At 68.7% G+C, this 23,201-nt stretch carries 23 protein-coding genes; 9 read left to right on the forward strand and 14 right to left on the reverse strand.

The annotated features are described in order from the left end of the window. Window positions 1-7: 7 nt before the first annotated feature. The 3 genes from deoC to AACG61_RS12840 are packed head-to-tail and all read right to left on the reverse strand — an operon-like array spanning window position 8 to window position 1,872. Window positions 8-946, reverse strand: a complete 939-nt coding sequence (deoC, locus tag AACG61_RS12830) for a deoxyribose-phosphate aldolase (RefSeq protein ID WP_411837504.1) — start codon at window positions 944-946, stop codon at window positions 8-10. Next, window positions 943-1,512: a DUF1523 family protein gene (locus AACG61_RS12835; RefSeq protein ID WP_411837505.1), complete on the reverse strand. Its 570-nt coding sequence runs from the start codon at window positions 1,510-1,512 to the stop codon at window positions 943-945. The genes deoC and AACG61_RS12835 overlap by 4 nt, the downstream gene beginning before the upstream one ends. A 9-nt stretch (window positions 1,513-1,521) precedes the next feature. Then, window positions 1,522-1,872 carry a hypothetical protein gene (locus AACG61_RS12840; RefSeq protein ID WP_411837506.1) on the reverse strand — a complete coding sequence of 117 codons (351 nt, stop codon included), beginning with the start codon at window positions 1,870-1,872 and terminating at the stop codon, window positions 1,522-1,524. Between the two features lie 58 nt (window positions 1,873-1,930). Between AACG61_RS12840 and AACG61_RS12845 the strand changes: the two genes are divergently transcribed. Together AACG61_RS12845 and AACG61_RS12850 are read left to right on the forward strand one after the other, a co-directional pair. Next, on the forward strand, window positions 1,931-2,851 hold the full coding sequence (locus AACG61_RS12845; RefSeq protein ID WP_411837507.1) for a cation diffusion facilitator family transporter: 921 nt from the start codon (window positions 1,931-1,933) through the stop codon (window positions 2,849-2,851). Window positions 2,852-2,864: 13 nt separating this feature from the next. After that, window positions 2,865-3,674, forward strand: coding sequence for an EcsC family protein (locus AACG61_RS12850; RefSeq protein WP_411837508.1), 810 nt, complete (start codon window positions 2,865-2,867; stop codon window positions 3,672-3,674). Here AACG61_RS12850 and AACG61_RS12855 read toward each other — a convergent pair. The 9 genes from AACG61_RS12855 to AACG61_RS12895 form a co-directional block, all read right to left on the reverse strand. Further along, window positions 3,641-6,004, reverse strand: a complete 2,364-nt coding sequence (locus AACG61_RS12855) for an ATP-dependent helicase (protein ID WP_411837509.1) — start codon at window positions 6,002-6,004, stop codon at window positions 3,641-3,643. The genes AACG61_RS12850 and AACG61_RS12855 overlap by 34 nt on opposite strands. Before the next feature lie 129 nt (window positions 6,005-6,133). Then, window positions 6,134-7,177 carry a GTP cyclohydrolase FolE2 gene (folE2, locus tag AACG61_RS12860; protein WP_411839518.1) on the reverse strand — a complete coding sequence of 348 codons (1,044 nt, stop codon included), beginning with the start codon at window positions 7,175-7,177 and terminating at the stop codon, window positions 6,134-6,136. Window positions 7,178-7,204: 27 nt separating this feature from the next. Next, window positions 7,205-8,395, reverse strand: a complete 1,191-nt coding sequence (gene metZ / locus AACG61_RS12865) for an O-succinylhomoserine sulfhydrylase (protein WP_411837510.1) — start codon at window positions 8,393-8,395, stop codon at window positions 7,205-7,207. Between the two features lie 459 nt (window positions 8,396-8,854). Next, window positions 8,855-10,180 carry a sigma-54-dependent transcriptional regulator gene (locus AACG61_RS12870; RefSeq protein WP_411837511.1) on the reverse strand — a complete coding sequence of 442 codons (1,326 nt, stop codon included), beginning with the start codon at window positions 10,178-10,180 and terminating at the stop codon, window positions 8,855-8,857. A 19-nt stretch (window positions 10,181-10,199) separates the two neighbouring features. Next, window positions 10,200-11,915, reverse strand: a complete 1,716-nt coding sequence (locus AACG61_RS12875; protein WP_411839519.1) for an ATP-binding protein — start codon at window positions 11,913-11,915, stop codon at window positions 10,200-10,202. Window positions 11,916-12,083: 168 nt separating this feature from the next. Next, window positions 12,084-12,752, reverse strand: coding sequence for a phosphoribosylformylglycinamidine synthase subunit PurQ (purQ, locus tag AACG61_RS12880; protein ID WP_411837512.1), 669 nt, complete (start codon window positions 12,750-12,752; stop codon window positions 12,084-12,086). Window positions 12,753-12,887: 135 nt separating this feature from the next. After that, window positions 12,888-14,099, reverse strand: coding sequence for an NADP-dependent isocitrate dehydrogenase (locus AACG61_RS12885; RefSeq protein ID WP_411837513.1), 1,212 nt, complete (start codon window positions 14,097-14,099; stop codon window positions 12,888-12,890). 102 nt (window positions 14,100-14,201) lie between these two features. Next, entirely contained in the window at window positions 14,202-15,323 is a 1,122-nt protein-coding gene (locus AACG61_RS12890; RefSeq protein WP_411837514.1) for an HD domain-containing protein, read from the reverse strand. Between the two features lie 64 nt (window positions 15,324-15,387). After that, complete coding sequence (locus tag AACG61_RS12895) at window positions 15,388-16,050, reverse strand: alpha/beta hydrolase (protein ID WP_411837516.1); 663 nt, start codon at window positions 16,048-16,050, stop codon at window positions 15,388-15,390. 214 nt (window positions 16,051-16,264) lie between these two features. Between AACG61_RS12895 and AACG61_RS12900 the strand changes: the two genes are divergently transcribed. The 3 genes from AACG61_RS12900 (at window position 16,265) to AACG61_RS12910 (ending at window position 19,031) form a co-directional block, all read left to right on the forward strand. Then, on the forward strand, window positions 16,265-16,723 hold the full coding sequence (locus AACG61_RS12900) for an Rrf2 family transcriptional regulator (RefSeq protein WP_045981432.1): 459 nt from the start codon (window positions 16,265-16,267) through the stop codon (window positions 16,721-16,723). 107 nt (window positions 16,724-16,830) lie between these two features. Then, a complete protein-coding gene (locus AACG61_RS12905; RefSeq protein ID WP_411837517.1) occupies window positions 16,831-18,513 on the forward strand; it encodes a YadA-like family protein in 1,683 nt (560 codons plus the stop codon). Continuing rightward, window positions 18,507-19,031, forward strand: coding sequence for a hypothetical protein (locus tag AACG61_RS12910; protein WP_411837518.1), 525 nt, complete (start codon window positions 18,507-18,509; stop codon window positions 19,029-19,031). Before AACG61_RS12905 ends, AACG61_RS12910 begins: the two co-directional genes overlap by 7 nt. A 66-nt stretch (window positions 19,032-19,097) precedes the next feature. Here AACG61_RS12910 and arsC read toward each other — a convergent pair whose 3' ends face one another. Both arsC and AACG61_RS12920 read right to left on the reverse strand, forming a co-directional pair. Then, entirely contained in the window at window positions 19,098-19,472 is a 375-nt protein-coding gene (gene arsC / locus AACG61_RS12915; RefSeq protein ID WP_411837519.1) for an arsenate reductase (glutaredoxin), read from the reverse strand. Window position 19,473: 1 nt separating this feature from the next. Beyond that, on the reverse strand, window positions 19,474-19,989 hold the full coding sequence (locus tag AACG61_RS12920) for an Lrp/AsnC family transcriptional regulator (protein ID WP_411837520.1): 516 nt from the start codon (window positions 19,987-19,989) through the stop codon (window positions 19,474-19,476). Window positions 19,990-20,088: 99 nt separating this feature from the next. Here AACG61_RS12920 and AACG61_RS12925 point away from each other — a divergent pair, with 99 nt between their 5' ends. From AACG61_RS12925 to AACG61_RS12940, 4 genes are read left to right on the forward strand one after another with little or no spacing between them, the layout of a single operon-like run. Next, complete coding sequence (locus tag AACG61_RS12925) at window positions 20,089-20,436, forward strand: DUF2849 domain-containing protein (protein ID WP_411837521.1); 348 nt, start codon at window positions 20,089-20,091, stop codon at window positions 20,434-20,436. Beyond that, window positions 20,429-22,087: a nitrite/sulfite reductase gene (locus tag AACG61_RS12930; RefSeq protein ID WP_411837522.1), complete on the forward strand. Its 1,659-nt coding sequence runs from the start codon at window positions 20,429-20,431 to the stop codon at window positions 22,085-22,087. Before AACG61_RS12925 ends, AACG61_RS12930 begins: the two co-directional genes overlap by 8 nt. Continuing rightward, the gene (locus tag AACG61_RS12935; protein WP_411837523.1) at window positions 22,080-22,811 is read left to right on the forward strand and encodes a phosphoadenylyl-sulfate reductase; all 732 of its coding nucleotides are present in this window, start codon (window positions 22,080-22,082) and stop codon (window positions 22,809-22,811) included. The genes AACG61_RS12930 and AACG61_RS12935 overlap by 8 nt, the downstream gene beginning before the upstream one ends. Further along, window positions 22,808-23,194, forward strand: a complete 387-nt coding sequence (locus AACG61_RS12940; RefSeq protein ID WP_411837524.1) for a DUF934 domain-containing protein — start codon at window positions 22,808-22,810, stop codon at window positions 23,192-23,194. Before AACG61_RS12935 ends, AACG61_RS12940 begins: the two co-directional genes overlap by 4 nt. Window positions 23,195-23,201: the final 7 nt, after the last annotated feature.

Genomic DNA, 23,201 nt, shown 5'->3' on the forward strand with positions numbered 1-23,201 from the left:
CGGATCCTCAGGCAATCGCTTGGCGGTGGGCGGCGGCATAGCGGCCCGTCACATGGTGGCTGATCTGGCGCTCGATATCGCCCAGCAGGCTGGAGGCGCCGATGCGGAACAGGTCGGGGGCCAGCCAGTCGCGGCCCAGCTCCTCGGCCATCAGCACCTGCCAGCTGATCGCGTCCTTGGCGGTGCGCAGCCCCCCCGCGGGCTTGAACCCGACCTTGATGCCGGTGCGCGCATGGAAATCGCGGATGGTGCGGACCATGACCAGGCTGACCGGCAGGGTCGCGTTCACGCCCTCCTTGCCGGTCGAGGTCTTGATCCAGTCCGACCCGGCCTGCATCGCCACATGGCTGGCCTTGGCGACATTCTCCAGCGACTTCAGATCACCTGTGGCCAGGATCGCCTTCATCCGCGCCGCCCCGCAGGCCTCGCGCATGGCGCGCAGCTCATCGTACAGTGCCGTCCAGTTCCCCTGCAGCACATGGGCGCGGGTGACGACGATGTCGATCTCATCGGCGCCCTGATCGACGGCATAGCGGATCTCGGCCAGGCGCAGGTCCAAGGGCATCAGGCCTGCGGGAAAGCCCGTCGCCACGCTGGCCACGGGAATGCCGCTGTTGCCCAGGGCGCGCTTGGCGGGCGCCACCATCGTCGGATAGACGCAGACCGCCCCGGTGGTCAGCCCGGTCACGCCCACGGCCTCCAGCAACTCGGCCGCGATCGGCTGGCGCGCCTTGGCGCAGAGCCGCGCGACGCGGTCGGGCGTGTCGTCGCCCGCCAGCGTGGTCAGGTCGATGCAGCGCACCGCGTTCAGAAGCCACGCCGCCTGATGGTCCTTCTTCAGGCTGCGTCGCGCGGGCAGCGTCGCCGCGCGACGCTCGACTGCGGGGGTGTTGATGCGGATGCCCTCGAACCAGTCGGGGTGCAGGTCGGTTCCGGGATTGCTCATGCCTTGCCCTTTCTGAAGTTGCGCAGGCCGCGGTCCCGGAACTGCGCCCACATGCGCCAGATCAGGGCCAGCAGGGCCAGCAGGACGCCGCAGACGATCATCGCCGCCCAGTTGGCGGGCCGGTCGTCGGGCCCCGCCACGGTGTTGATCGCGATGGCGTTCGGATAGGTGGACAGCCAGGCCAGCCGCCAGCCATAGGCCGTCACGCTGACCCAGATCGGGTCGCGCGCGTCGGAACGCAGGTTCGTGGCCTCGGCCTGAAGGTTGGCGCTGTCATACTTGAAGTAGGGCGGCCAGACCCAGCCCGTATCCTCGTTGCGATAGACGAAGACATTGCCGTTCGGCCGCACCGCGTCGATGAAGCGCACGTCGCGCTGACCTTGGGCGTTCTCGACCACGCGGCTGCTGTCGGCGGCCCAGAAGACCTGTGCGGAGGGCGGGATCTCGGTCAGGCGGTTGTAGGTGTTGCTGACCCGGACCGTGTTCTGCGACGGCAGGGTATAGTCCAGCAGGCCAAAGACCAGGATGCCGAACAGGACGCCGATCACGACGCGCACATAATACATGGGGCACTCCTATTGCCAATTGACCGCGATGACGATGACCAGGACGGCCAGCGTGGGCAGGACGAAGACCAAGACCGCCAGACGTGCCCTGAGACTGCGGCCGAACCCCGCCATCGCCTTGGCCACGAAAGCGCGCCGTGCGGCGCTGTTGCCGGCCAGGTCGGGATGACGCGCATCCCACCGGTTCTCCAGCCGCTCCACCTGCTGCGATCGCAGATAGACCCGCAGCAGCAGGTAGAACACCATCTGCCCCGCCAGAAGGACCAGCCACAGCCGGATCAGCGCCACGCCCCATGCCCCCGTCGCCACCAGCCGTGACGATAGCACGCCCCGCGCGGCAGGGGCCAGACGTCGCGTCACGTCACGCCCTGCAACCCGCGGGCCCCTCGCGGCGTTTCGCCGTCGAACAGGGACCGCCATGACCGAACAGGGAATTCTTCGACTGTCCATCGCCATGGTCTTCGTCGTCGCGGCGGCGGGGATCGGCTTTGGCCTGCTTACCGGTTCGGCGGCGATCATCTTCGACGGCATCTATTCGCTGACCGACGCGGTGATGACCGCGGTGGCGCTGCTGGTCTCCTCGCTGATCACGCAGCGCCTGTCCGAGCGGCGGCAGGCCCGGCTGGTCCAGCGCTTCACCATGGGGTTCTGGCATCTGGAGCCGATGGTCCTGGGGCTGAACGGCATCCTGCTGTCGGGCGCGGCCATCTATGCGCTGGTCACCGCCGTCAGCAGCCTGCTGTCGGGCGGGCGCGAACTGGAATTCGGGCGGGCGATCCTCTATGCCGCCGCGGTCGTGACGGTGTCGATCGTGATGGCCTGGCACAACAGGCGCGCGAACCGGCGCATCCGGTCGAACTTCGTGGCGCTGGACGTGCAGGGCTGGACCATGTCGGCGGGGCTGACAGGGGCGCTGCTGATGGCCTTCGTCTTCGGTTGGGCGATCAGGGACACCGCGCTGGACCACTGGCGGCCCTATGTCGACCCGGCGGTGCTGGCCGCCGTCTGCCTGGTGATGATCCCGCTGCCCATCCCCACGATCCGGCAGGCGCTGGCCGACATCCTGCTGATCACGCCCGCGGACTTCAAGGCCGACATCGACCGCATCGCCCGCAACGTGGTCGCCCAACACGGGTTCCTGGACCACCGCGCCTATGTCGCCCGCGTGGGCCGGGGACGGCAGATCGAGCTCTACTTCATCGTCCCGCCCGGCCAGCCGCCCCGCCCGCTGGAGGAATGGGACGCCATCCGCGACCAGATCGGCGAGGCCATCGGCGGCGACATCACCAACCGCTGGCTGACCATCGCCTTTACCACGGACCCCGAATGGGCCGACTGACAGGAGCATCCCCATGACCTCGACCGCCCTCACCGACCCGCGCCGCGACCTGACGGCGGAGCTGGACCGGCTGGCCGCCCGCCAGCTGGCCGGGCGCGGCCTGATGATGCGCGGGGTCGAGGCCGTGGGCCGGCTGACCGAAGGCGCGGCCACCACCGTGCTGGGCCTGTCGCCCGTATCGCTGGAAACGGTGCTGGAAAGCGCCTTCCGCCAGCTCTACGACCTCTCGGCCCGCGGGGACGAGATCAGCGTGGTGCGCCACGCGCCCATGGTCGCGAACCGCGCCGCGGCGGTGCTGTCGGGCGCGACCGGCGGCTGGTTCGGGCTGGCGGGCATCGTGCCCGATCTGGTCGCCTCGACCACGGTGATCTTCAACGCCATCCAGAAGGTCGCGCGCCGCCACGGCTATGACACGACCGACCCCAAGATCCGGCTGGAATGCCTGTCGGTCTTTCAGTACGGCGAATTCGGCCGTGACGGCGACGCGGCGGCGCAGTCCTTCCTGGCAAACCGGCTGCTGACCAACGGCCAGACCGTCTCGGCGCTGATCACGCGCTTCGCGGGCCAGTTCGCGGCGCGCCTGACGACCAAGCTCGGCGCGCAGGCCGTGCCGGTGCTGGGGGCCGCCACGGGGGCGGCGATCAACTATGCCTTCCTGGACTATTACGAACGCGTCGCCGACATCCATTTCCGCCTGCTGCGGCTGGCCGACGAGAACCCCGGCATCGACATCGACGCGGCCTATGCCCAGGCCCTCGGGCGCGCGGGTCAGACCCGCCTGCCCCGGCGTCAGAAGGGCACGTCATCCCCGCCCGCCGGCTGAACATAGGCGGCCTTGATGTTCTTGAAGCCCGCCTCGAACTGGACGGTCAGCGTGTCCTCGGCGATGCCCATGATCTGACCCTCGCCGAACTTGGCATGGGTCACACGGTCGCCCACGGTGAAGCGTGAGGCGGGCGCGGCGTTGATCGTGATCGGCGCGCGGTGGACGGGGCTGGCGCGCTCCGCGGCCCGCGTCTGCATCCGCTTCCAGCCGGGCGAATTGTAGACATCCGCCTGCCGGACCCGCTCCTCCATCCGCGTGCCGCCCGCCATGGCCATGGCCGCGCCATAGCCGCCGCCGTAAAGGCCCGGAGGGGTCAGCACCTCGACATGCTCCTCGGGCAGCTCGTCGATGAAGCGCGACGGCAGGCTGGACTGCCACTGGCCGTACATGCGGCGGTTGCCCGCAAAGGTGATGGTGGCCAGGCGTTCGGCGCGGGTGATGCCGACATAGGCCAGCCGCCGCTCCTCCTCCAGGCCCTTGGTGCCCTGTTCGTCCATGGCGCGCTGGTTCGGAAACAGCCCGTCCTCCCAGCCCGGCAGGAAGACGACCGGAAACTCCAGCCCCTTGGCGCCGTGCAGCGTCATGATGCTGACCTGTTCGGCCTGATCGCCGTCGTCGCGGTCCATGACCAGCGACACATGCTCCAGAAAGCCCTGAAGGTTCTCGAACTCCTCCAGCGCCTTGACCAGCTCCTTGAGGTTGTCCAGACGCCCCGGCGCGTCAGGCGACTTGTCGTTCTGCCACATCGCGGTATAGCCCGATTCGTCCAGCACCCGCTCGGCCAGCTCGATATGGCTGACGCCGTCGCGCACGGCCATGTGCGACCGCCCGATCAGACCGACGAAGTCGCGCAGATTGGCCAGGCCCTTGCCGCCCAGCTGCTTCTCCTCGACCACGATCCGCGCGCCTTCCAGCAGGTTCACGCCGTTCTGCCGGGCCGCGTGCTGCACCGTCTGCAGCGCCTTGTCCCCCAGGCCGCGCTTGGGCGTGTTCACGATCCGCTCGAAGGCCAGATCGTCATCCGGGCTGACGACCAGCCGGAAATAGGCCATCGCGTCCCGGATCTCCTGCCGCTCGTAGAAGCGCGGGCCGCCGATCACGCGATAGGGCAGGCCGATGGTCATGAACCGGTCCTCGAAGGCCCGCATCTGATGGCTGGCGCGCACCAGGATGGCGATATCGCTCAGCCCCACCCGGCCCAAGGCGGCACGATGACCGCCCTGGAACGCCTCGATCTCCTCGCCGATCCAGCGCGCCTCGGCCTCGCTGTCCCAATGGCCGATCAGACGCACCTTCTCGCCCGGCTCGGCATCGGTCCACAGCGTCTTGCCCAACCGCCCCCGGTTCGCCGCGATCAGCCCCGAGGCCGCGCCCAGGATCTCGGGCGTAGAACGATAATTCTGCTCCAGCCGGATCACCTCCGCGCCCGGGAAATCCTTCTCGAAGCGCAGGATGTTGCCCACCTCGGCGCCCCGCCAGCCATAGATCGACTGGTCGTCGTCGCCCACGCAGCAGATGTTGCGATGCGCCTGCGCCAGCAGCCGCAGCCACATGTACTGCGCCACGTTCGTGTCCTGATACTCGTCCACCAGGATGTAGCGGAACCGGTCCTGCCATTGCCGCAGCACGTCGGGATGCGCCTGGAACAACGTCACGCAATGCATCAGCAGGTCGCCGAAATCGACCGCGTTCAGCGTCAGCAGCCGATCCTGATAGGCCGCGTAGAGCTTGCCGCCGTGGCCGTCGAAGGCCTCGCCCTCGCCCCGCGGCAGGTTGCCCGGCGTGATGCAGCGGTTCTTCCAGCCGTCGATCAGATGCGCCAAGGACCGCGCGGGCCAGCGCTTCTCGTCGATATTCTCAGCCGCGATCAGCTGCTTCAGCAGGCGGATCTGGTCATCGGTGTCCAGGATGGTGAAGCTGGGCTTCAGATGCAGGCTGCCATTGCCGATCAGTTCCGCATGGCGGCGCAGGATCTTGACGCTGATGCTGTGAAATGTGCCCAGCCAAGGCATCCCCTCGACCGCATCGCCCAGCAGGCGGCCGATCCGGTCCTTCATCTCGCGCGCGGCCTTGTTGGTGAAGGTCACCGCCAAAAGCTGTCCCGGCCGGGCCTTGCCCAACATCAGCAGATGCGCGATCCGCGTGGTGAGCGCGCGGGTCTTGCCGGTGCCGGCACCCGCCAGCATCAGGACCGGCCCGTCCAGTGCCTCGACCGCGGCGCGCTGCGCGGCATTCAGCCCCTCCAGATAGGGCGCGGGCCGCGCGGCCATCGCACGGCGTGACAGCGGCACCGCCGCCAGATCATCGGAATCGTCGAAATGCTCCATTCCGCCAACATAGGGATCGCCGTGCGTCAAGGAAAGCCCGACGTTCCCCCTCCGTTCGCTGTTTCGTGCGACGCCAACAGCAGGGGGTCCGGGGGGGCGCAGCTCCCCCGGCCACCGCGGGACGCAGGATCAGGTGCGCAGGCCCGCGAAGGTCGCCGGGTCCAGCGACGATTGCGCGAATGTCGGCCCGCTGGTCAGCAGGCTGACCGCGTCATGCGAATGCAGCGATTCCTGATGGCTGGCCACCACGCGGAAATCGCCTACGCGCGGGTCCGCCAGCAGCTGGCCCGCAAAGGCCCGCACCGCATCCTCGACAAAGATCGGGTGCGCCGCGTTTAGTTCGGCGAAGGCCTGCTCGTCCTCGCGCTTGACCATCACCTGCGTCTCGGTCGGCACGGCCGCGCGGCACAGACCGATCACGTCCTCGAACCAGATCCGCTCGGGCCCCTGCATGACCAGGGAGATCCGCGCGATCGACCGCTGCGAATGCGGCGTGGCCAGCCGCCCGCGGGTCTGGCGCGCATGCTCGGACAGTTCCAGCGAACAGGGGCAGGTCGAGGAATAGACGTAATCGACATGCATGACCCGCAGACGCGTTCCCGCCTGCTCGATCACCTCCAGCGCGATGTCGTAATACTGCCAGCCCGACAGGCCCGACCGCAGGCTGTCCACCCTGACGGGATAGGAGAACCGCATCTGGATGCGCGCATCCAGCGCGTCCAGGTCGGTCTTGTAGTCCTCCAGCGCCGCCTCCAGCACCGACAGGCTGAAGGCCGTGTCGGCATGGCCGTAGAAGGACCGCATGATGCGGGACATGTTAATGCCCTTGCGGTCGGCCTCCAGGCTGACCGTGCCCGTCACGCTGGTCTCCAGCGTGATGTCGCCGCCATCCCGCACCAGATAGCGGATCGGCAGGCGGAAGTTCGAGATGCCGACATGCTGGATCGGCGCATGCGCCCCCACGATCAGGCTGGCAGGCCCGTTCTGCAGGTCCGGCAGGCTGTCCTTGTAGGCGGCATCGACGCGGAAATCGGCGTCATAGCTGCGCGCCAGCGCGGGATAGGCAGGGGTCAGGGGTCGGATCTCGGTCATCGGTGCCTCCGTCTTCAGCCTGTCGCATATAGGGGGCCATGCAAGAATTGTTAGTCCCGCCCGCAGCCTCCCGCCCCGCACCACCGGGGCGGGATGCCGCAGCCGCGCTCAGCCTTCCAGCGCGCCCAGCAGGTCGACCGTCAGGTCGCGCGCATCCTCCAGCCCCACGGACAGGCGCAGCAGGCCCGGCGTGATGCCCAGGCGCGCCTTGTCCTCGTCGGTCAGGCGCGAATGGGTGGTGGTGGCGGGATGGGTCACGATCGACTTCGCGTCGCCCAGGTTGTTCGAGATCGCGACGATCCGCAGCCGGTCCAGCGCCGCGAAGGCCGCCTCCTTGCCGCCCGCCAGCTCCAGCGCGATCATCGTGCCGCCCGACCCCATCTGGCGCATGGCCAGGTCGTGCTGCGGATGGTCGGCCAGGCCCGGATAGATCACGCGGCTCAGCGCGGGATGGCCGTGCAGGGCGGCGGCGATGCTGGCCGCGGCCTCGGCCTGGGCGCGCACGCGCAGCTCCATCGTGGTCAGCCCGTTCAGCATGATCCAGGAATGGAACGGGCTGATCGCGCCGCCGGTATGCTTCAGATAGGGCTCGGCCACCTCGCGCACGAACTGGCGCGTGCCGCAGATGACGCCGGCCAGCGCCCGCCCGCCGCCGTCGATATGCTTGGTCGCGGAATAGACGACCACATCGGCCCCCTGCTCGACCGCGCGGGAAAAGACCGGCGTCGCGAAGACGTTGTCGACCACCACCGTCGCGCCCGCCGCATGGGCAAGGTCCGCGACGGCGCGGATGTCGATCACCTCCAGCGTGGGGTTCGAGATGCTCTCGAAGAACACCGCCCGCGTGCCGGGCGTGATCGCCGCGGCCCATTGCTCCAGATCGGTGCCGTCCACATAGCTGACCTTGACGCCGAACCGCTCCAGCAGGTCCAGCACGTAAAGGCACGACCCGAACAGCGCGCGCGCCGCCACGACATGATCGCCGGGCTTGCACATGGAGAACATCGCACCGTTGACCGCGGCCATGCCGCTGGCGGTGGCGAAGGCGTCCTCGGTTCCCTCCAGGGCCGCGATGCGGTCCTCGAACATCCGGCTGGTGGGGTTGCCGTAGCGGGCATAGATGAACTCGTCCGGGCCGGTGCCCTGGAACCGTGCCTCGGCCGAGGCCGCGTCGGGATAGACGAAGCCCTGGGTCAGGAAGATCGCCTCGGCCATCTCTCCGTACTGGCTGCGGCGGATGCCGTGATGGACGGCCTGCGTGCGGGGATGAAGGGGCTTGTCGTCGGACGAAACGCTCATGCGGGCTGCCTTTCCGTGATCGCCGTGGGGGTATCGCCCGAGGGCGCAAGGTGCAAGGCCCGTGATGCCGGACAGCGGAAATGACCCCGTTGTGTCGCCTGGCCGACATAACAGACCAAATAAAGATTAACCATCCTTATCAAGACCCTGCCGTTATCACCTGTCCAAATCGACAGCTGTCATTTCGACGGCGGCGCGGTAAGGTGATGAGGCAGGCCAAGGCCCGTCGGCCCGATCCTGACCCGGCGCAAGGCGGCAAGGCCCGCGCCGGTTGGTCACCAGTGCGCCGCATGTCGCGGCACGTGTCAGCGGTAGAATCGTCACCAGTAGGTCTAGTGTCACCAGTCACAAGGGCATCCCCTGCGGCCCGGCTTCCCCTGTGCCCAGGTTTCGTTCGCGGACGGCAGGTCACGTGTCAGTCTGGGGCGGCAGGTCGCGCCGCCCCAGATGGACGTCCCCCTACAGATAGTCGCCGCGCTGCAGGCCGTACTTGGCCATCTTCTCGTTCAGGGTCCGGCGCGGCAGGCACAGCTCGTCCATGACGGCGGCGATGCTGCCCCGGTGGCGGCGCATGGTGTTGTCGATCAGCATCTTCTCGAAGCTCTCGACATATTCCTTCAGCGGCTTGCCCTCGGTCGTGGTGGCCTGCTGGTTGTCCTCGCCATCCGCCATCAGCAGCGAGGCGATCGACCCCGATCCGCGTCGGTTCTGCAAAACGGCACGCTCGGCCACGTTGATCAGCTGGCGGATGTTGCCGGGCCAGGGCGCCTGCAGCAGCTGGGCGGCCTCCTGCGCGCTGACCTGGGGCGGCTCGCAGCCGTATTCTTCGCTGAACTGCTCGGTCATGCGGGTGAACAGGGCCAGGATGTCCTCGCCCCGCGCGCGCAGCGGCGGCAGGGTGATCTTCAGCGCCGACAGGCGATAGAACAGGTCGGGGCGCAGCGAATCCTCGGCCCGGCGCCCTTCGCCGCGGGCGTTGCTGATGGCGATGATGCGGGTCTCGGCCGGGGTGCCCTGCTCGCTGATGAAGGCCAGCAGGCGCGCCTGAAGCGCCTCGGACAGCGCCTCGATGTCCTCCAGGCACAGCGTGCCGGCACGCGCCTCCTCCACGGCGGGCAGCCCGTCTTCCAGTGGCCCGAACAGGCGCGCGGCCAGGGCCTCGTCGCCATAGGCCGCACAGCTGACCGGCACGAACTTCTTGGACGCGCGCGGCCCGACCGCATGCAGCGCATGCGCGACCAGCGTCTTGCCGGTGCCGGTCTCGCCGTCGATCAGCACGTGGCCGTCGGCCTGGCCCAGATCCAGGATGTCCTCGCGCAGCCGCTCCATCACCGGGCTGGCGCCGATCAGCTTGGACATGACCTGCGCGCCCTCCGACAGGTCGCGGCGCAGCGCGCGGTTGTCCAGCGTCATGCGGCGGGCCTGGGTGGCCTTCTTGGCCAGCTGCGTCATGCGGTCGGGGTTGAAGGGCTTCTCCATGAAGTCCATGGCCCCCACGCGCATCGCCTCGACTGCCATGGGCACGTCGCCATGGCCGGTGATCATGATGACCGGCAGGCTGCTGTCCAGGCCCATCAGCCGCTTGAGGAAGGCCATCCCGTCCATGCCGGGCATGCGGATGTCGCTGACCACGACGCCGGGCCAGTCCGGGCCGATCACCTTCAGCGCATCCTCGGCGCTGGCGAAGGTCTCGGTCTCGAAGCCCGACAGGACCAGCCACTGGCTGATCGATTCGCGCATGTCGGGCTCGTCATCCACGATGGCGATCTTCAGCTTGCGGGACATTGGGGCATCCTCTGTTGCGTCACTCGGCGGCCAGCGCCTGACGGGGTTGTCCGGGACGGTGGAGCGGCAGCTCGACCCGGAACACCGCGCCGCCCTCGGTTTCGTTATGGGCGGTCAGGCGACCGCCGAAATCGGCCACGATGGTGGAGGAGATCGCAAGGCCCAGCCCCGTGCCCTCCCCCGGCTTCTTCGTGGTCCAGAAGGGTTCAAACAGCTTTTCCAGGTCCGAGACACCCGGCCCGTTATCGCGAACGGACACATAGGCGTGAGCCGCGGCCTCGACCGTGATCTCGATCGCGGCCTCGGGGCGGCCCCTGACCGCATCGACGGCATTGCGCAGCAGGTTGATCAGCACCTGCTCCAGCCGGATGCGATCGGCCATGACCATCACCCGCTCTCGCGGGACGATGCGGATGATGCGGATCGGGCTGTGGCGCAGCTGCGGCTCCATCATCGTCAGCGCGCTGCTGACGGCGGCGCGCAGATCCACGGGCTCGACCGCCTCGCCGCCCTTCCTGGCATAGGATTTCAGCTGGCGGGTGATCGCGCCCATCCGGTCGATCAGGTCGTCGATGCGCTGAAAGCTGGACAGCGCCTCCTCGGGGCGGCCGCGCTGCAGCAGCAGCCGCGCGCCCGCCAGATAGGTCTTCATCGCAGCCAGGGGCTGGTTCAGCTCATGGCTGACGCCTGCCGACATCTCGCCCAGGGCGGCCAGCTTGGAAGACTGCTGCATGGTCTGCTCGGCCACCCGCAGCTCCTTCTGGACGCGCTCGCGCTCCGCGATCTCGCGAGTCAGGCGGGCGTTCAGGGCGCGCAGATCGGCCGATTCGCGCATGTAGGCCTGGCTCTGGATGCGCGCGCGCCGCGACAGCAGCCAGAAGGCCCCCGCCAGCAGAATCGCGAAACCCATGATCTGCAGCGCCAGGATCGCGTTGACCCGCTCGCGGACCGAGGAATAGGCGGTGAAGCTGATCATCCGCCAGCCGCGGAACGGCACCCGCGCCTCGGACTGCATCACCGCGCGGCCCTGCACATAGGCATCGGCCGGGGTCGAGGTCCAGTCGGCCGTGACCTGGAAGGCCCGCCGGATCGCGGAAGGTGCGTCGCGCACGGCCAGCGCCTCGGGGACCGTCAGGCCGCGCCAGCGCGGCTCGGTCGCCAGGATGATCACGCCCTCGCTGTCGGTGACGGCGACAGCATCGGAGATGCCCGCCCAGGACCGCTCCAGCCGCGTGAGGTCGGCCCCCACCACGATCACGCCCAGGGTGCGCCCGTCCGCCACGACCGCCCGCGAATAGGCGAATTCATGCGCGCCGGAGGCCAGCTCGGACACGGTGAAGACCGTGTCGCGCGAGCGCAGCGCCTCCACGTAGAAGGGCGCCGCGACGCTGTTCGTGCCAATCTGATAGCGGTCGGTCGCGCCGACCACCCGCCCCGAGGCGTCCAGCAGGCGGATCGAGGCGGCGCCGATCTCCTTCTGCGCGGTCATCAGCCGCGCCGAGGTGGTCGAGAAGTCGTTGCTGCCCAGGGCCGAGATCAGCGCCGGGTCCCGCGCCAGCAGCAGCGGCACGACCGAATTGCGCTGCAGCTCGGACATCAGGTTGCCCGAATACAGCGCCAGCCGCAGTTCTGACCGCACCCGCGTGTTCTCGGAGAAGCGGTCGGTCAGCCAGGCGTTGGTCGTCCAGATCGTGCCCAGGGCGGCCAGGCAGATGATGACGATGGTCGCGCGCAGCCACCACGGGCTGACCGGCTGGCCGACCCTGGCGCGCCGCCGCTCGGCGCGATCCTCGATATGGTCCTCAGTCACCAAGCACGGGCCCGCCCTGCACTGTCCCTCACGCCGCGCCGTCCCGGCGGGAACGGCTGCGGCAATCTAGGGCAGTGCGCGTCCCGGCTCAAGTCAGGCCTGCGTCAGCGCCGCGGCCAGTCCCGTGAACAGCGCCGCGCCGTCGGTGCCGCCGGTGACCGGATCGGCGGCGCGTTCGGGATGGGGCATCATGCCCAGCACACGGCGGTTGGCCGACAGCACGCCCGCGATGTCGTCGACCGAACCGTTGATCGCCGGCGCATAGCGGAAGGCCACCCGGCCCTCGCCACGCAGCTCGGCCAGCCCCTCGGCCCCGATCTGATAGTTGCCGTCGTGATGGGCGACCGGCACGGTGATCTCCTGCCCCGCGGCATAGCCGGCGGTGAAGACGCTGTCCGTGGTCTCGACGCGCAGCACGGCGGGCTTGCACAGGAAGGTCAGCCCGGTGTTGCGCATCAAGGCGCCGGGCAGCAGGCCCAGTTCGGTCAGCACCTGAAAGCCGTTGCAGATCCCCAGCACATAGCCGCCCCGCGCCGCGTGGGCGCGCAACGCGCCCGCGATGGGGGAATGCGCCGCGATCGCGCCGCAGCGCAGATAGTCCCCGAAGGAGAAGCCGCCCGGCACCGCGACCAGGTCGATCCCGGCGGGCAGGTCGCTGTCCTTGTGCCAGACGCGGGCGACGTCGACGCCCGCGCGCGTCAGGGCCGTGGCAAGGTCGCGGTCGCAGTTCGATCCGGGAAAGGTGATGACGGCGGCTTTCATCGGCAGGCTCCTGTCAGGCGATGGCACGCCCTTAGCCCAGGTCGCGCCGCGAAGAAAGGGGGATGGGACCGGCACGCGGGCGGACCCGCACCGGCCAAAGGAAAAGGGCCGGGCATGTGCCCGGCCCTTTCGGGATCAGTTCAGGGCCTTGTTCAGGTACTCGTCGACCTTCTCCAGATAGCCCATCGTGGTCAGCCATTTCTGGTCCGGACCGACCAGCAGGGCCAGGTCCTTGGTCATGTGGCCGTCCTCGACCGCCTGCACGGTGACCTTCTCCAGCGTGTTGGCGAAGTTCAGCAGGGCGGTGTTGTCGTCCAGCTTGGCGCGGTGCTTGAGGCCGCCGGTCCAGGCAAAGATCGACGCGATCGAGTTGGTCGAGGTCGCGTTGCCCTTCTGGTGCTCACGATAGTGGCGGGTGACGGTGCCGTGGGCGGCCTCGGATTCGACGATCTTCCCGTCGGGCGTCATCAGCACCGAGGTCATCAGGCCCAGGCTGCCGAAGCCCTGCGCGACGGTGTCCGACTGCACGTCGCCGTCATAGTTCTTGCAGGCCCAGACATAGCCGCCCGACCACTTCATCGCCGACGCGACCATGTCGTCGATCAGGCGGTGCTCGTAATGGATGCCGGCCTTCTTGAACTGGTCCTCGAACTCGGCCTCGTAGACCTCCTGGAACAGGTCCTTGAAGCGGCCGTCATAGGCCTTCAGGATCGTGTTCTTGGTCGACAGATAGACCGGATAGCCGCGCGACAGGCCATAGTTCATCGACGCGCGGGCGAAGTCGCGGATCGAATCGTCCAGGTTGTACATCGCCATGGTCACGCCCGAGGACGGGGCCTGGAAGACCTCGTGCTCGATGGTCTCTCCGTCCTCGCCGACGAACTTGATCGTCAGCTTGCCCTTGCCGGGGAAGCGGAAATCGGTCGCGCGATACTGGTCGCCGAAGGCGTGGCGGCCGACGATGATCGGCTGCGTCCAGCCCGGAACCAGCCGGGGCACGTTCTTGCAGATGATCGGCTCGCGGAAGATCACGCCGCCCAGGATGTTGCGGATCGTGCCGTTGGGGCTGCGCCACATCTTCTTCAGGCCGAACTCCTCGACGCGCGCCTCGTCGGGGGTGATGGTCGCGCACTTGACGCCCACGCCGTGCAGCTTGATCGCCTCGGCCGCGTCGATGGTGATCTGGTCGTCGGTGCGGTCGCGCTCCTCGATGCCCAGATCGTAGTATTTCAGGTCGATGTCCAGATAGGGCAGGATCAGCTTCTGCTTGATGAAGTCCCAGATGATCCGCGTCATCTCATCGCCGTCAAGCTCGACGACGGGATTGGCGACCTTGATCTTCGACATGGAGAGCCCCCTTTGGCGTTGGATTCGGTTGCCCCGGTCATAGCCGGAACCGCACGCAAAGAAAAGACGGTATGCGATTGTATGCCAACCGCGCCCCGCGCTTCACCCGTCGAAATGCCCCCGCAGCCCCCGATACAGCCACTCCCACAGGGCCGGACTGCCCGCCCGCACCCACGGTCCGACGCGGCCCTCCACATGCGCCAGCGTCACGGCATATTCGACCCAGCCCGCGCCGCCCGACCGAAGGTTCTGGACGGCCGGCTGACAGCGGTCCAGCGCCTTGGCAAAGACCGCATCGGGCGTCGCCACCGCCTCGAACTCGCGCCACAGATCCAGCATCGCGCGCCCCTGCGCCTCGGGCAGCAGCCCGAAGATCCGCCGTGCCGCCGCCGCCTCCGCGGCCTGGACCGCGGCCGATCCATGCGCCTGCCCGCCCGCGGAATGCAGCGGCACGTCGCCGACGTCGATCTCGACCAGATCATGGATCAGCAGCATCCGGATCACCCGGCCGACATCGACCCCCGGCCCCGCCAGCCCCCCCAGCACCAGCGCATAAAGCGCCAGATGCCAGGAATGCTCGGCGCTGTTCTCGCGCCGCGACCCGTCCAGCAGGCGGTTGGCGCGCAGGACGCGCTTGAGCGCATCGGCCTCGGCCAGAAAGGCCAGCCGCTGCGCCAGATCGCCCCCGGGCAGCGCCCCGCCTGCCAGCAGCGCCTGCGCCGCCGCCCAGCCCTCGGGCCACTCGGTCTCGAACCGCGCAGCGCGGCCCGTGCCCAGATTGTCGCGCACGATCGCCACGTGATCGGGCAGCGGGTCCTCGGCCATCAGCACCTGGAAGATCGGCTGCGCGTGATCCATCCGCTTGGCCACGACCGCACAGGCATCCGCGCGCCCCTCGAAATCGCGCCACAGCGCGGCCAGCCGCCCGCCCTCGGGCGCCAAGCTAAAGAGGCGCCGCGCCGCCTCTGCCTCGGCCAGGGCCAGCCCGGCCACGTCATGCTCCAGATGGATCGGCTGATCGCCCGTGTCGATCTCGACCAGATCATGCAGCAGGATCATGGCGATGGCCCGATCGGACGCGCCCATCACCATCGCCCAGAGTGCGACGTGCCAGGAATGCTCGGCGCTGTTCTCGGGCCGCGACAGGTCCATCAGCACGCTCGCGCGCTCGACCGATTTCAGCCGATCCGCCTCGCAGAGGAACGCGAACGCCTCGTCCAGCATGGCCGCCCCTTCTTCTTCACGCAAATATCCCGGGGTCCGGGGCAGCGCCCCGGCGCCCTCGGCCTCAGCGGCTGCTCTCGGTCAGGCGCTTCCTGACATAGCCCTGCACCAGGTCGATCATCGGCTTCATGTGGGTCTCGTCGTCGCGGAAGAAGTGATCCGCCCCCTCGATCTCCTCATGGGTCACGGTGATGCCCTTCTGCTCGCGCAGCTTCGCGACCAGGGTGGCGGTGTCCTTGGGCGGGGCCACACGGTCGGCGGTGCCGTTCACGATCAGCCCCGAGGACGGGCACGGCGCCAGGAAGCTGAAATCATACATGTTCGCGGGCGGAGCCACGCTGATGAAGCCGGTGATCTCGGGGCGGCGCATCAGCAGCTGCATCCCGATCCAGGCCCCGAAGCTGAACCCCGCGACCCAGCAGTGCTTGGAATTGGGGTTCATCGCCTGCAGATAGTCCAGCGCCGAGGCCGCATCCGACAGCTCTCCGATGCCCTGGTCGAACTCGCCCTGGCTTCGTCCCACGCCGCGGAAGTTGAACCGCATCACCGTGAAGCCCATGCGGTGGAACGCATAATGCAGGTTGTAGACCACCCGGTTGTTCATCGTCCCGCCATATTGCGGATGGGGGTGCAGGACGATGGCGATGGGGGCGTCGGGCTTGCCGGGCTGAGGATGGTAACGGCCTTCGAGACGGCCTTCGGGGCCGGGAAAAATCAGCTCGGGCATGGTGGTCCTTCACAGGTCATGACGGGTTTCTTGACGCCTGCGCGCGCGCCTTCTAGACGGTCTATCTGGGCAGCCGGCACGGCTTTGGCAAGAAACATGCAGCTGCGGGCATAGCCTGCGAGCCGCGCGGCCGTCAATGCGCCCGTGACCGCCGCCGGACCCGTCCGGAGCGGGGCCGCGCCGGGATCGCGATCATCAAGGGGGGAACCGCGCCATGAAACTGTCCACCAAGGGCCGCTACGCGATCATCGCGCTGACCGACCTGGCCATCGCCAAGGGGGGCGACCTGACCTCGCTGGCCGAAATCTCGAAACGCCAGGACATCTCGCTGCCCTATCTGGAACAGCTGTTCGTGCGCCTGCGCCGGGCGGGGCTGGTGGCATCCGTGCGCGGTCCGGGCGGCGGATACCGGCTGGCCCGCACCCCGGAAACGATCCGCGTGGCAGAGATCCTCGAGGCCGTGGACGAAACCGTCAGCGCCATGCATATCGGCGCGGGCGCGTCGGGCGGGATTTCCGGGTCGCGGGCGCAGACCCTGTCGAACCGGCTGTGGGAAAGCCTGTCCGCGCATGTCTATGTCTTCCTGCACAATCACACGCTGGCCGACGTGGCGAAGAACCAGCTGCTGCCCTGCCCCGCGCTGCCCAAGATCCTCAACGTCGTGGACGACTGAGGCCGCCCGGAAATTAACTCGACAAATCCTGCATCCGGTCGGCGGTTTCCCGCGTCCCCCGGTCAGAGGCCCGCAAAAGGCCCTGTCCAACGGATGAGGAGATTGCCATGACCCACCTGACCCGTACCCGCGCCATGCTGCTCGGCGGTGCTGCCGCCGTCGCGATGATCGGCGCCGTCGGCACGGCCGCCGCACAGGAGTGCCAGCAGGGCGCAGGCGGCGCCGGATCGCTGGCCTGCGGCCCGACCGCCATCGCCGAGGGCCCGCTGTCGGTCGCCATCGGCGACAACGCCTCGACCGACGCGACCGCCGTGGACGGCGTGGCCATCGGCGGAGAGGCGACCGCCACCGGCCCCTCGACCACCGCGGTCGGCGGCGAATCGGTCGCGACCGGTCCCGGCGCCAGCGCCATCGGCTGGCAGGCGCAGGCCACCGCGGAACGTGCGCAGGCCATCGGCCACCTGGCCACCGCCCAGGGCGTCCGGTCTCTGGCCGTGGGCGAGAACGCCGACGCGCAGACCGACCTGTCCACCGCCATCGGCAACGAATCCACCGCCAACGGCGTCGATGCGCTGGCCGTGGGCGACACCGCGGCGGCGAACGGCAACTCGACCACTGCGATCGGCGGCGAATCCGTCGCGAACGGCCCCGGCGCCAGCGCCATCGGCTGGCAGGCGCAGGCCACCGCCGAACGCGCCCAGGCCTTCGGCCACCTGGCCACCGCACAGGGCGTCCGGTCGATGGCCATCGGCGAGAATGCCGACGCCCAGACCGACCTGTCCACCGCCATCGGCAACGAATCCATCGCCAATGGCGTCGATGCGCTGGCCGTGGGCGACACGGCGGCGGCGAACGGCAACTCGACCACCGCCATCGGTGGCGAATCCGTCGCGACCGGGCCGGGCGCCAGCGCCATCGGCTGGCAGTCCATGGCGACCGCGGAACGCGCCCAGGCCATCGGCCACCTGGCCACCGCGCAAGGTGTCCGCTCGCTGGCCGTGGGCGAGAATGCCGACGCCCAGTCGGATCTCTCGACCGCGATCGGCAACGAATCCATCGCCAACGGCACGGACGCGCTGGCCATCGGCGACACCTCGGTCGCGAACGGCACGTCGACCACCGCGGTCGGCGGTGAATCGGTCGCGAACGGCACCGCCGCCACCGCCTTCGGCTGGCAGGCGCAGGCCACCGCCGAACGCGCCCATGCCTTCGGCCACCTGGCAGCGGCCAGCGGCGTGCGCTCGACCGCCATCGGCGAGGCCGCGATGGCCATGGGATCGGGGTCGATCGCGCTTGGCAACCAGGCGGTCGCCGCGGCCGACAACTCGGTCGCCATCGGTGATGGCGCGACCGCGACCCGCGCGAACGAGTTCGTGCTGGGCAACGGTGCCAACACCTATCGCGCGGCGGGCATCGCGTCGGATGCCAGCACGGCGGCGCAGGGCACCCCCATCGGCGTCGTGACCTCGGACGCGCAGGGCAACCTGGCGGTCGACCGGTCGATCGGCGAGAGCATGTCGTCGCTGAACGGCCGCGTGCGCTCTCTGGGCCAGCAGGTCGAGGACAACAAGGAAGGCATCGCCATGGCGATGGCGCTGAACACCCCCTATGTCCCCGAGGACAAGACCTATGCCGTGTCGACCAGCATCGGCAGTTTCGAGGGATCGCATGCACTGGCTGCGTCGATGGGCTACCGCTTCGATGCGAACACCCAGTTCGACGCGGGCATCACCTATGGCTTCGACCGCGACCAGGTCGGTGGCCGCATCGGCGTGACCTACGCGTGGTAAGCCACGCCGAAATACGGGCGGGGACGGCGCAGGCGCTGTCCCTGTCCCTGGCCATCGCGATGGCGCTGGCGCTGGTCGGCGCCAGCGCCCATGCGCAGGACGCCCCCGCCGAACCGCAGCCCGAACCCCGGGCCGAGGCCCCCCTGGTCGAACCCAGCTATGCCACCGCCCTGATCCGCGACGTGCTGGCGGCGGTGAACCACGGCAACTGGACGGGCAACTATACGGTGCTGCGCGACATCGCCGCCCCCGAATTCGCATTGGCCAACGATCCGACGCGCCTGGCGGGCCTGTTCACGCCGCTGCGCGAGGAACGGCTGGACCTGCTGCAGGCGATGGTCGTCGACCCGGTCATCCTGGACAGCGCGCTGTCCGATACCGGGCAGGAGCTGCGCCTGACCGGATTTGTCCCGCTGCAGCCGCGTCATGTCAGCTTCGATCTGGTCCTGGGGCTGGAGGGGCGGCGTTGGCTGCTGCTGGGCATCTCTGTCGGGGCGTTCGATCCGATCGATCCGTAAGGCATCTGCCGATGTCGCCGCAGTCTGGGCGTCATCTGTCGGGTCACACCCCGCACCCCCACCGGGTCACCGCGAACCACCTGCGTGATTGCGGGCGATCAGTTCACTGACCCGCTCCTTGGGCCGGCACAGCACCGCGCCATGCGGCGCGAAGACGACCGGCCGTTCGATCAGGATCGGATGGGCGGCCATCGCCGCGATCAGCGCGTCATCGGACAGCGCCGGATCGCCCAGGCCCAGCTCCGCGAAGGGCGTCCCCTTGCGGCGGATCAGCCCCCGAGCCCCGATCCCCAACCGCCCCAGCGCGTCGCGCAGCTCCGCCTCCGACGGCGGCGCGGCGATATAGTCGCGCACCTTCGGCGCGACGCCCGCCTCGCGCAGCGCGGCCAGCACCCAGCGGGAGGTGGAACAGGTCGGCTTGTGCCAGATCACCCAGGCCATCTCAGCGATCCCCGTCCGGGATGGGCAGGGCGCTGGTGGCCTTGATCTCCTCCATCGACAGCAGGGCCGTGACGTTGTGGATCTTCACCTCGCCGATCAGCGACTGGTAGAAGCGGTCATAGGCGCGGGCATTCTTGACCTGCACCTTGAGGATATAGTCGATGTCGCCCGCCAGACGGTGTGCCTCGACCACCTCGGGCCGCTCGCGCAGCGCGCGCAGAAAGCGCGCGGCCCAGTCGCGGTCGTGCTCGCTGGTGCGGATCAGCACGAAGAAGCAGGCCTCCAGCCCCAGCGCCTCGGGGTCCAGGATCGCGACCTGGCGGCGGATGACGCCCGCCTCGCGCAGCTTGCGGATCCGGTTCCAGACCGGGGTCTTGGATGCCCCCACCCGGTCGGCGATCTGGTCGAGCGACAGGCTGGCATCCTGCTGCAGCAGGGACAGGATTTTGCGGTCCACCTCGTCCAGACGGACAGGCGTTTGGCCTGCGCCCGCATCGGGGGAAATCGGTTCCGGCATGGCGCACCTCTTGGTCGATCGTCCTTATTTGCCGCGGCCACTGTGCAGAATCCAGAACGAAATTCTATATAGAGGGCAGCACAAGCCAAAGGTCCAGTCATGAGCAAATCCTTTCCCCTGTCGGCCGCACGCCCCGGCGTGATCACCGCGAACGATCTGCGCGAAGGCCACAATGTCTGGATGTGCGAGGACGGCTGGACGCGCGACCCGCGCCGGGCCACCCTCTATGAGGACGAGGCCATCGCCGATCTGGCCCTGCTGGAGGCCATCGCCCAGGCCGACATCGTTGTCGGCCCCTATCTGGTCGAGGCCAGGCGCGGCCCGGACGGACCCGAGCCCGTCCATTTCCGCGAGGCCTTCCGCCAGCGCGGCCCCTCCAACTATTTCCACGGCATCCAGGCCGATCGGCAAGCCGAGGCCCAGAAGACGGAATCCGCCCATGTTTGATGTCCGCCCCGTCGAGACCGATTATGTCCGCCAGCGCGCCGCCGAGTTCCGCGCCCAGGTCGCCCGCCGCCTTGACGGCAGCCTGACCGAGGACGAGTTCAAGCCCCTGCGCCTGATGAACGGCGTCTATCTGCAGCTGCATGCCTACATGCTGCGCGTGGCGATCCCCTACGGCACGATCAGTCCGGACCAGATGCGCACCCTGGCCCTGCTGGCCGAGAAATGGGACAAGGGCTACGGGCACTGGACCACCCGCCAGAACATCCAGTTCAACTGGCCCAAGCTGGTGGACATCCCGGACATGCTGGACGCGCTGGCCGATGTCGGAATGCACGCCATCCAGACCAGCGGCAACACCATCCGCAACGTGACGACCGACGCCTTCGCCGGCGCCGCCTTTGACGAGGCCGCCGATCCGCGCCCCTATGCGGAGCTGCTGCGCAGCTGGTCCACCGATCATGCCGAGTTCCAGTTCCTGCCGCGCAAGTTCAAGATCGCCATCTCCGGCGGCAAGAAGGACCGCGCCGTCATCGCCGCCCATGACATCGGCCTGCGCCTGACCGAGCGGAACGGCAAGACCGGCTTCGAGGTCTGGATCGGCGGCGGTCTGGGCCGCACGCCGCTCCTGGGTCAGGTCGTCCGCGACTTCCTTCCCGAGGAGGACCTGCTTCCTTACGTCGAGGCGATCATCGCGACCTACAACCTGGCCGGCCGCCGCGACAACAAGTACAAGGCCCGCATCAAGATCACCGTGCTGGAGCGCGGCCTGGACGTCATGCGCGCCGAGATTGAGGAGGAATTCCTGGCCCGCCGCCGCGACTTCCACGGCGCCGACCGCGACGCGCTGGCCGTATTCAAGGACCGCTTCCGCGCGCCGTCCTTCCGCAACGCGCCCGTCAATGGCTATGAGGCCGAGCGTCAGGCGAACCCGGCCTTCCGCAGCTGGTCTGATACGAACCTGCACCCGCACCGGGTCGAGGGCTATGCCAGCGTCGTCGTGACCTTCAAGGCGCCGGGCCGGACCCCGGGCGACGCCAGTGCGGAACAGATGCGCCTGCTGGCCGATCTGGCCGAACGCTTCGGCCATCACGACCTGCGCGTGATGCACGACCAGAACGTGGCCCTACCGCATGTCCATAAGTCGGACCTGCCCGCGCTCTATGCCGAACTGAAGGCCGCTGGCCTTGCGACCGCCAATGCCGGGCTGACCAGCGACATCATCGCCTGCCCCGGTATGGATTACTGTGCGCTGGCCACCGCCCGGTCGATCCCCATCGCCGAGGAGATCGCCGACCACTTCCGCGCCGCGGGACTGGAGGAGGAGATCGGCAACCTGAACATCCGCATCTCGGGCTGCATCAACGCCTGCGGGCATCACCACCTGGGCCATATCGGCATCCTGGGTCTGGATCGAGCGGGCGTCGAGAACTACCAGATCACGCTTGGCGGCGACGCCTATGACATCCCGGCCATCGGCGAACGCGCGGGCGCGGGCTTCCCGGCCGAACAGGTCGTCCCGGCCATCGACCGGCTGCTGCGCGCCTATCTGGAAGTCCGCGAGGACGCGTCGGAACGCTTCATCGACGCCTATCGCCGCCTGGGCCCGGCGCCCTTCAAGGCCGCCCTCTATCCGGCGCAGGCCGATGCTTGACGGGAACCTGGACACGCGGGCGGGGCGGCTGAACGACCGCTATCGCCACCATGCCGCCATCGAGGTGCTGCGCCGCGCGGTCACCGACCCCGACCTGGGGCAGGTGGCGCTGGTGTCCTCCTTCGGCGCGGAATCGGTCGTGCTGCTGCACATGGTCAGCCGGGTGGCCCCCGGCCTGCCGGTGCTGTTCATCGACACGCAGATGCTGTTCCCCGAGACCTTGGCCTATCAGCAGGAGGTCGCGGAGCGGCTTTCGCTGACCAACGTGCAGGTCATCACCGCCAGCGAGGCGGAGATCGCCGCCCACGACCCGGACGGCACGCTCCACAAGGTCAATCCCGACGCCTGCTGCGATTTCCGCAAGACGGTGCCGCTGGAACGTGTGCTGTCGGGCTATGACGCCTGGATCACGGGCCGCAAGCGGTTCCAGAACGGCCAGCGCGCCGCTTTGGAGTTCTTCGAACCCGAACCGCCCGCGCGGCTGCGGGTCAACCCCTTGGCGCATTGGCGCCCCGAGGACGTGCAGGACTACATGGTCGAGAACCGCCTGCCCCGGCATCCGCTGGTGGCCAAGGGCTATCCGTCCATCGGCTGCGCGCCCTGCACCTCTCCGGTCAAGCCGGGCGAAGACCCCCGGTCGGGGCGCTGGCGCGGCCAGGAGAAATCCGAATGCGGCATCCATTTCATCGGCGGGCGCATGGTCCGCGGAAAGGTCTCGGCATGAGCGAGCAGTTGAACAGCGAACCCGTCCTGGCCCGTGACGACGGCTTTCACCCGGTGACGGACCGGCCCGCCGTCGTGCTGGCACCCGACACCGCCCCGGCCACCCTGGCCGACCATCTGGACGCGGCCCTGATCGGCATCGACTTTCCGGCCTTCAGCGACGGGCGCGGCTTCACCTTGGCGCGCCGCCTGCGCGAGCTGGGCTACAAAGGCCGCCTGCGCGCCACCGGGCGGCTGATCGCGGACCAATACGCGATGGCGCGCCGCGTGGGCTTCGACGAGGTCGAGGTCGCCCCCGACATCGCCGCCCGCCAGCCCGAGGATCAGTGGCGGGCCCGCGCCGACTGGAAGGCCTGGGACCATCGGGCGCAGCTGGCGGGCTGACCCTTTC

The organism is Paracoccus sp. ME4 (genome assembly GCF_046736325.1).
Taxonomy (GTDB): Bacteria; Pseudomonadota; Alphaproteobacteria; order Rhodobacterales; family Rhodobacteraceae; genus Paracoccus.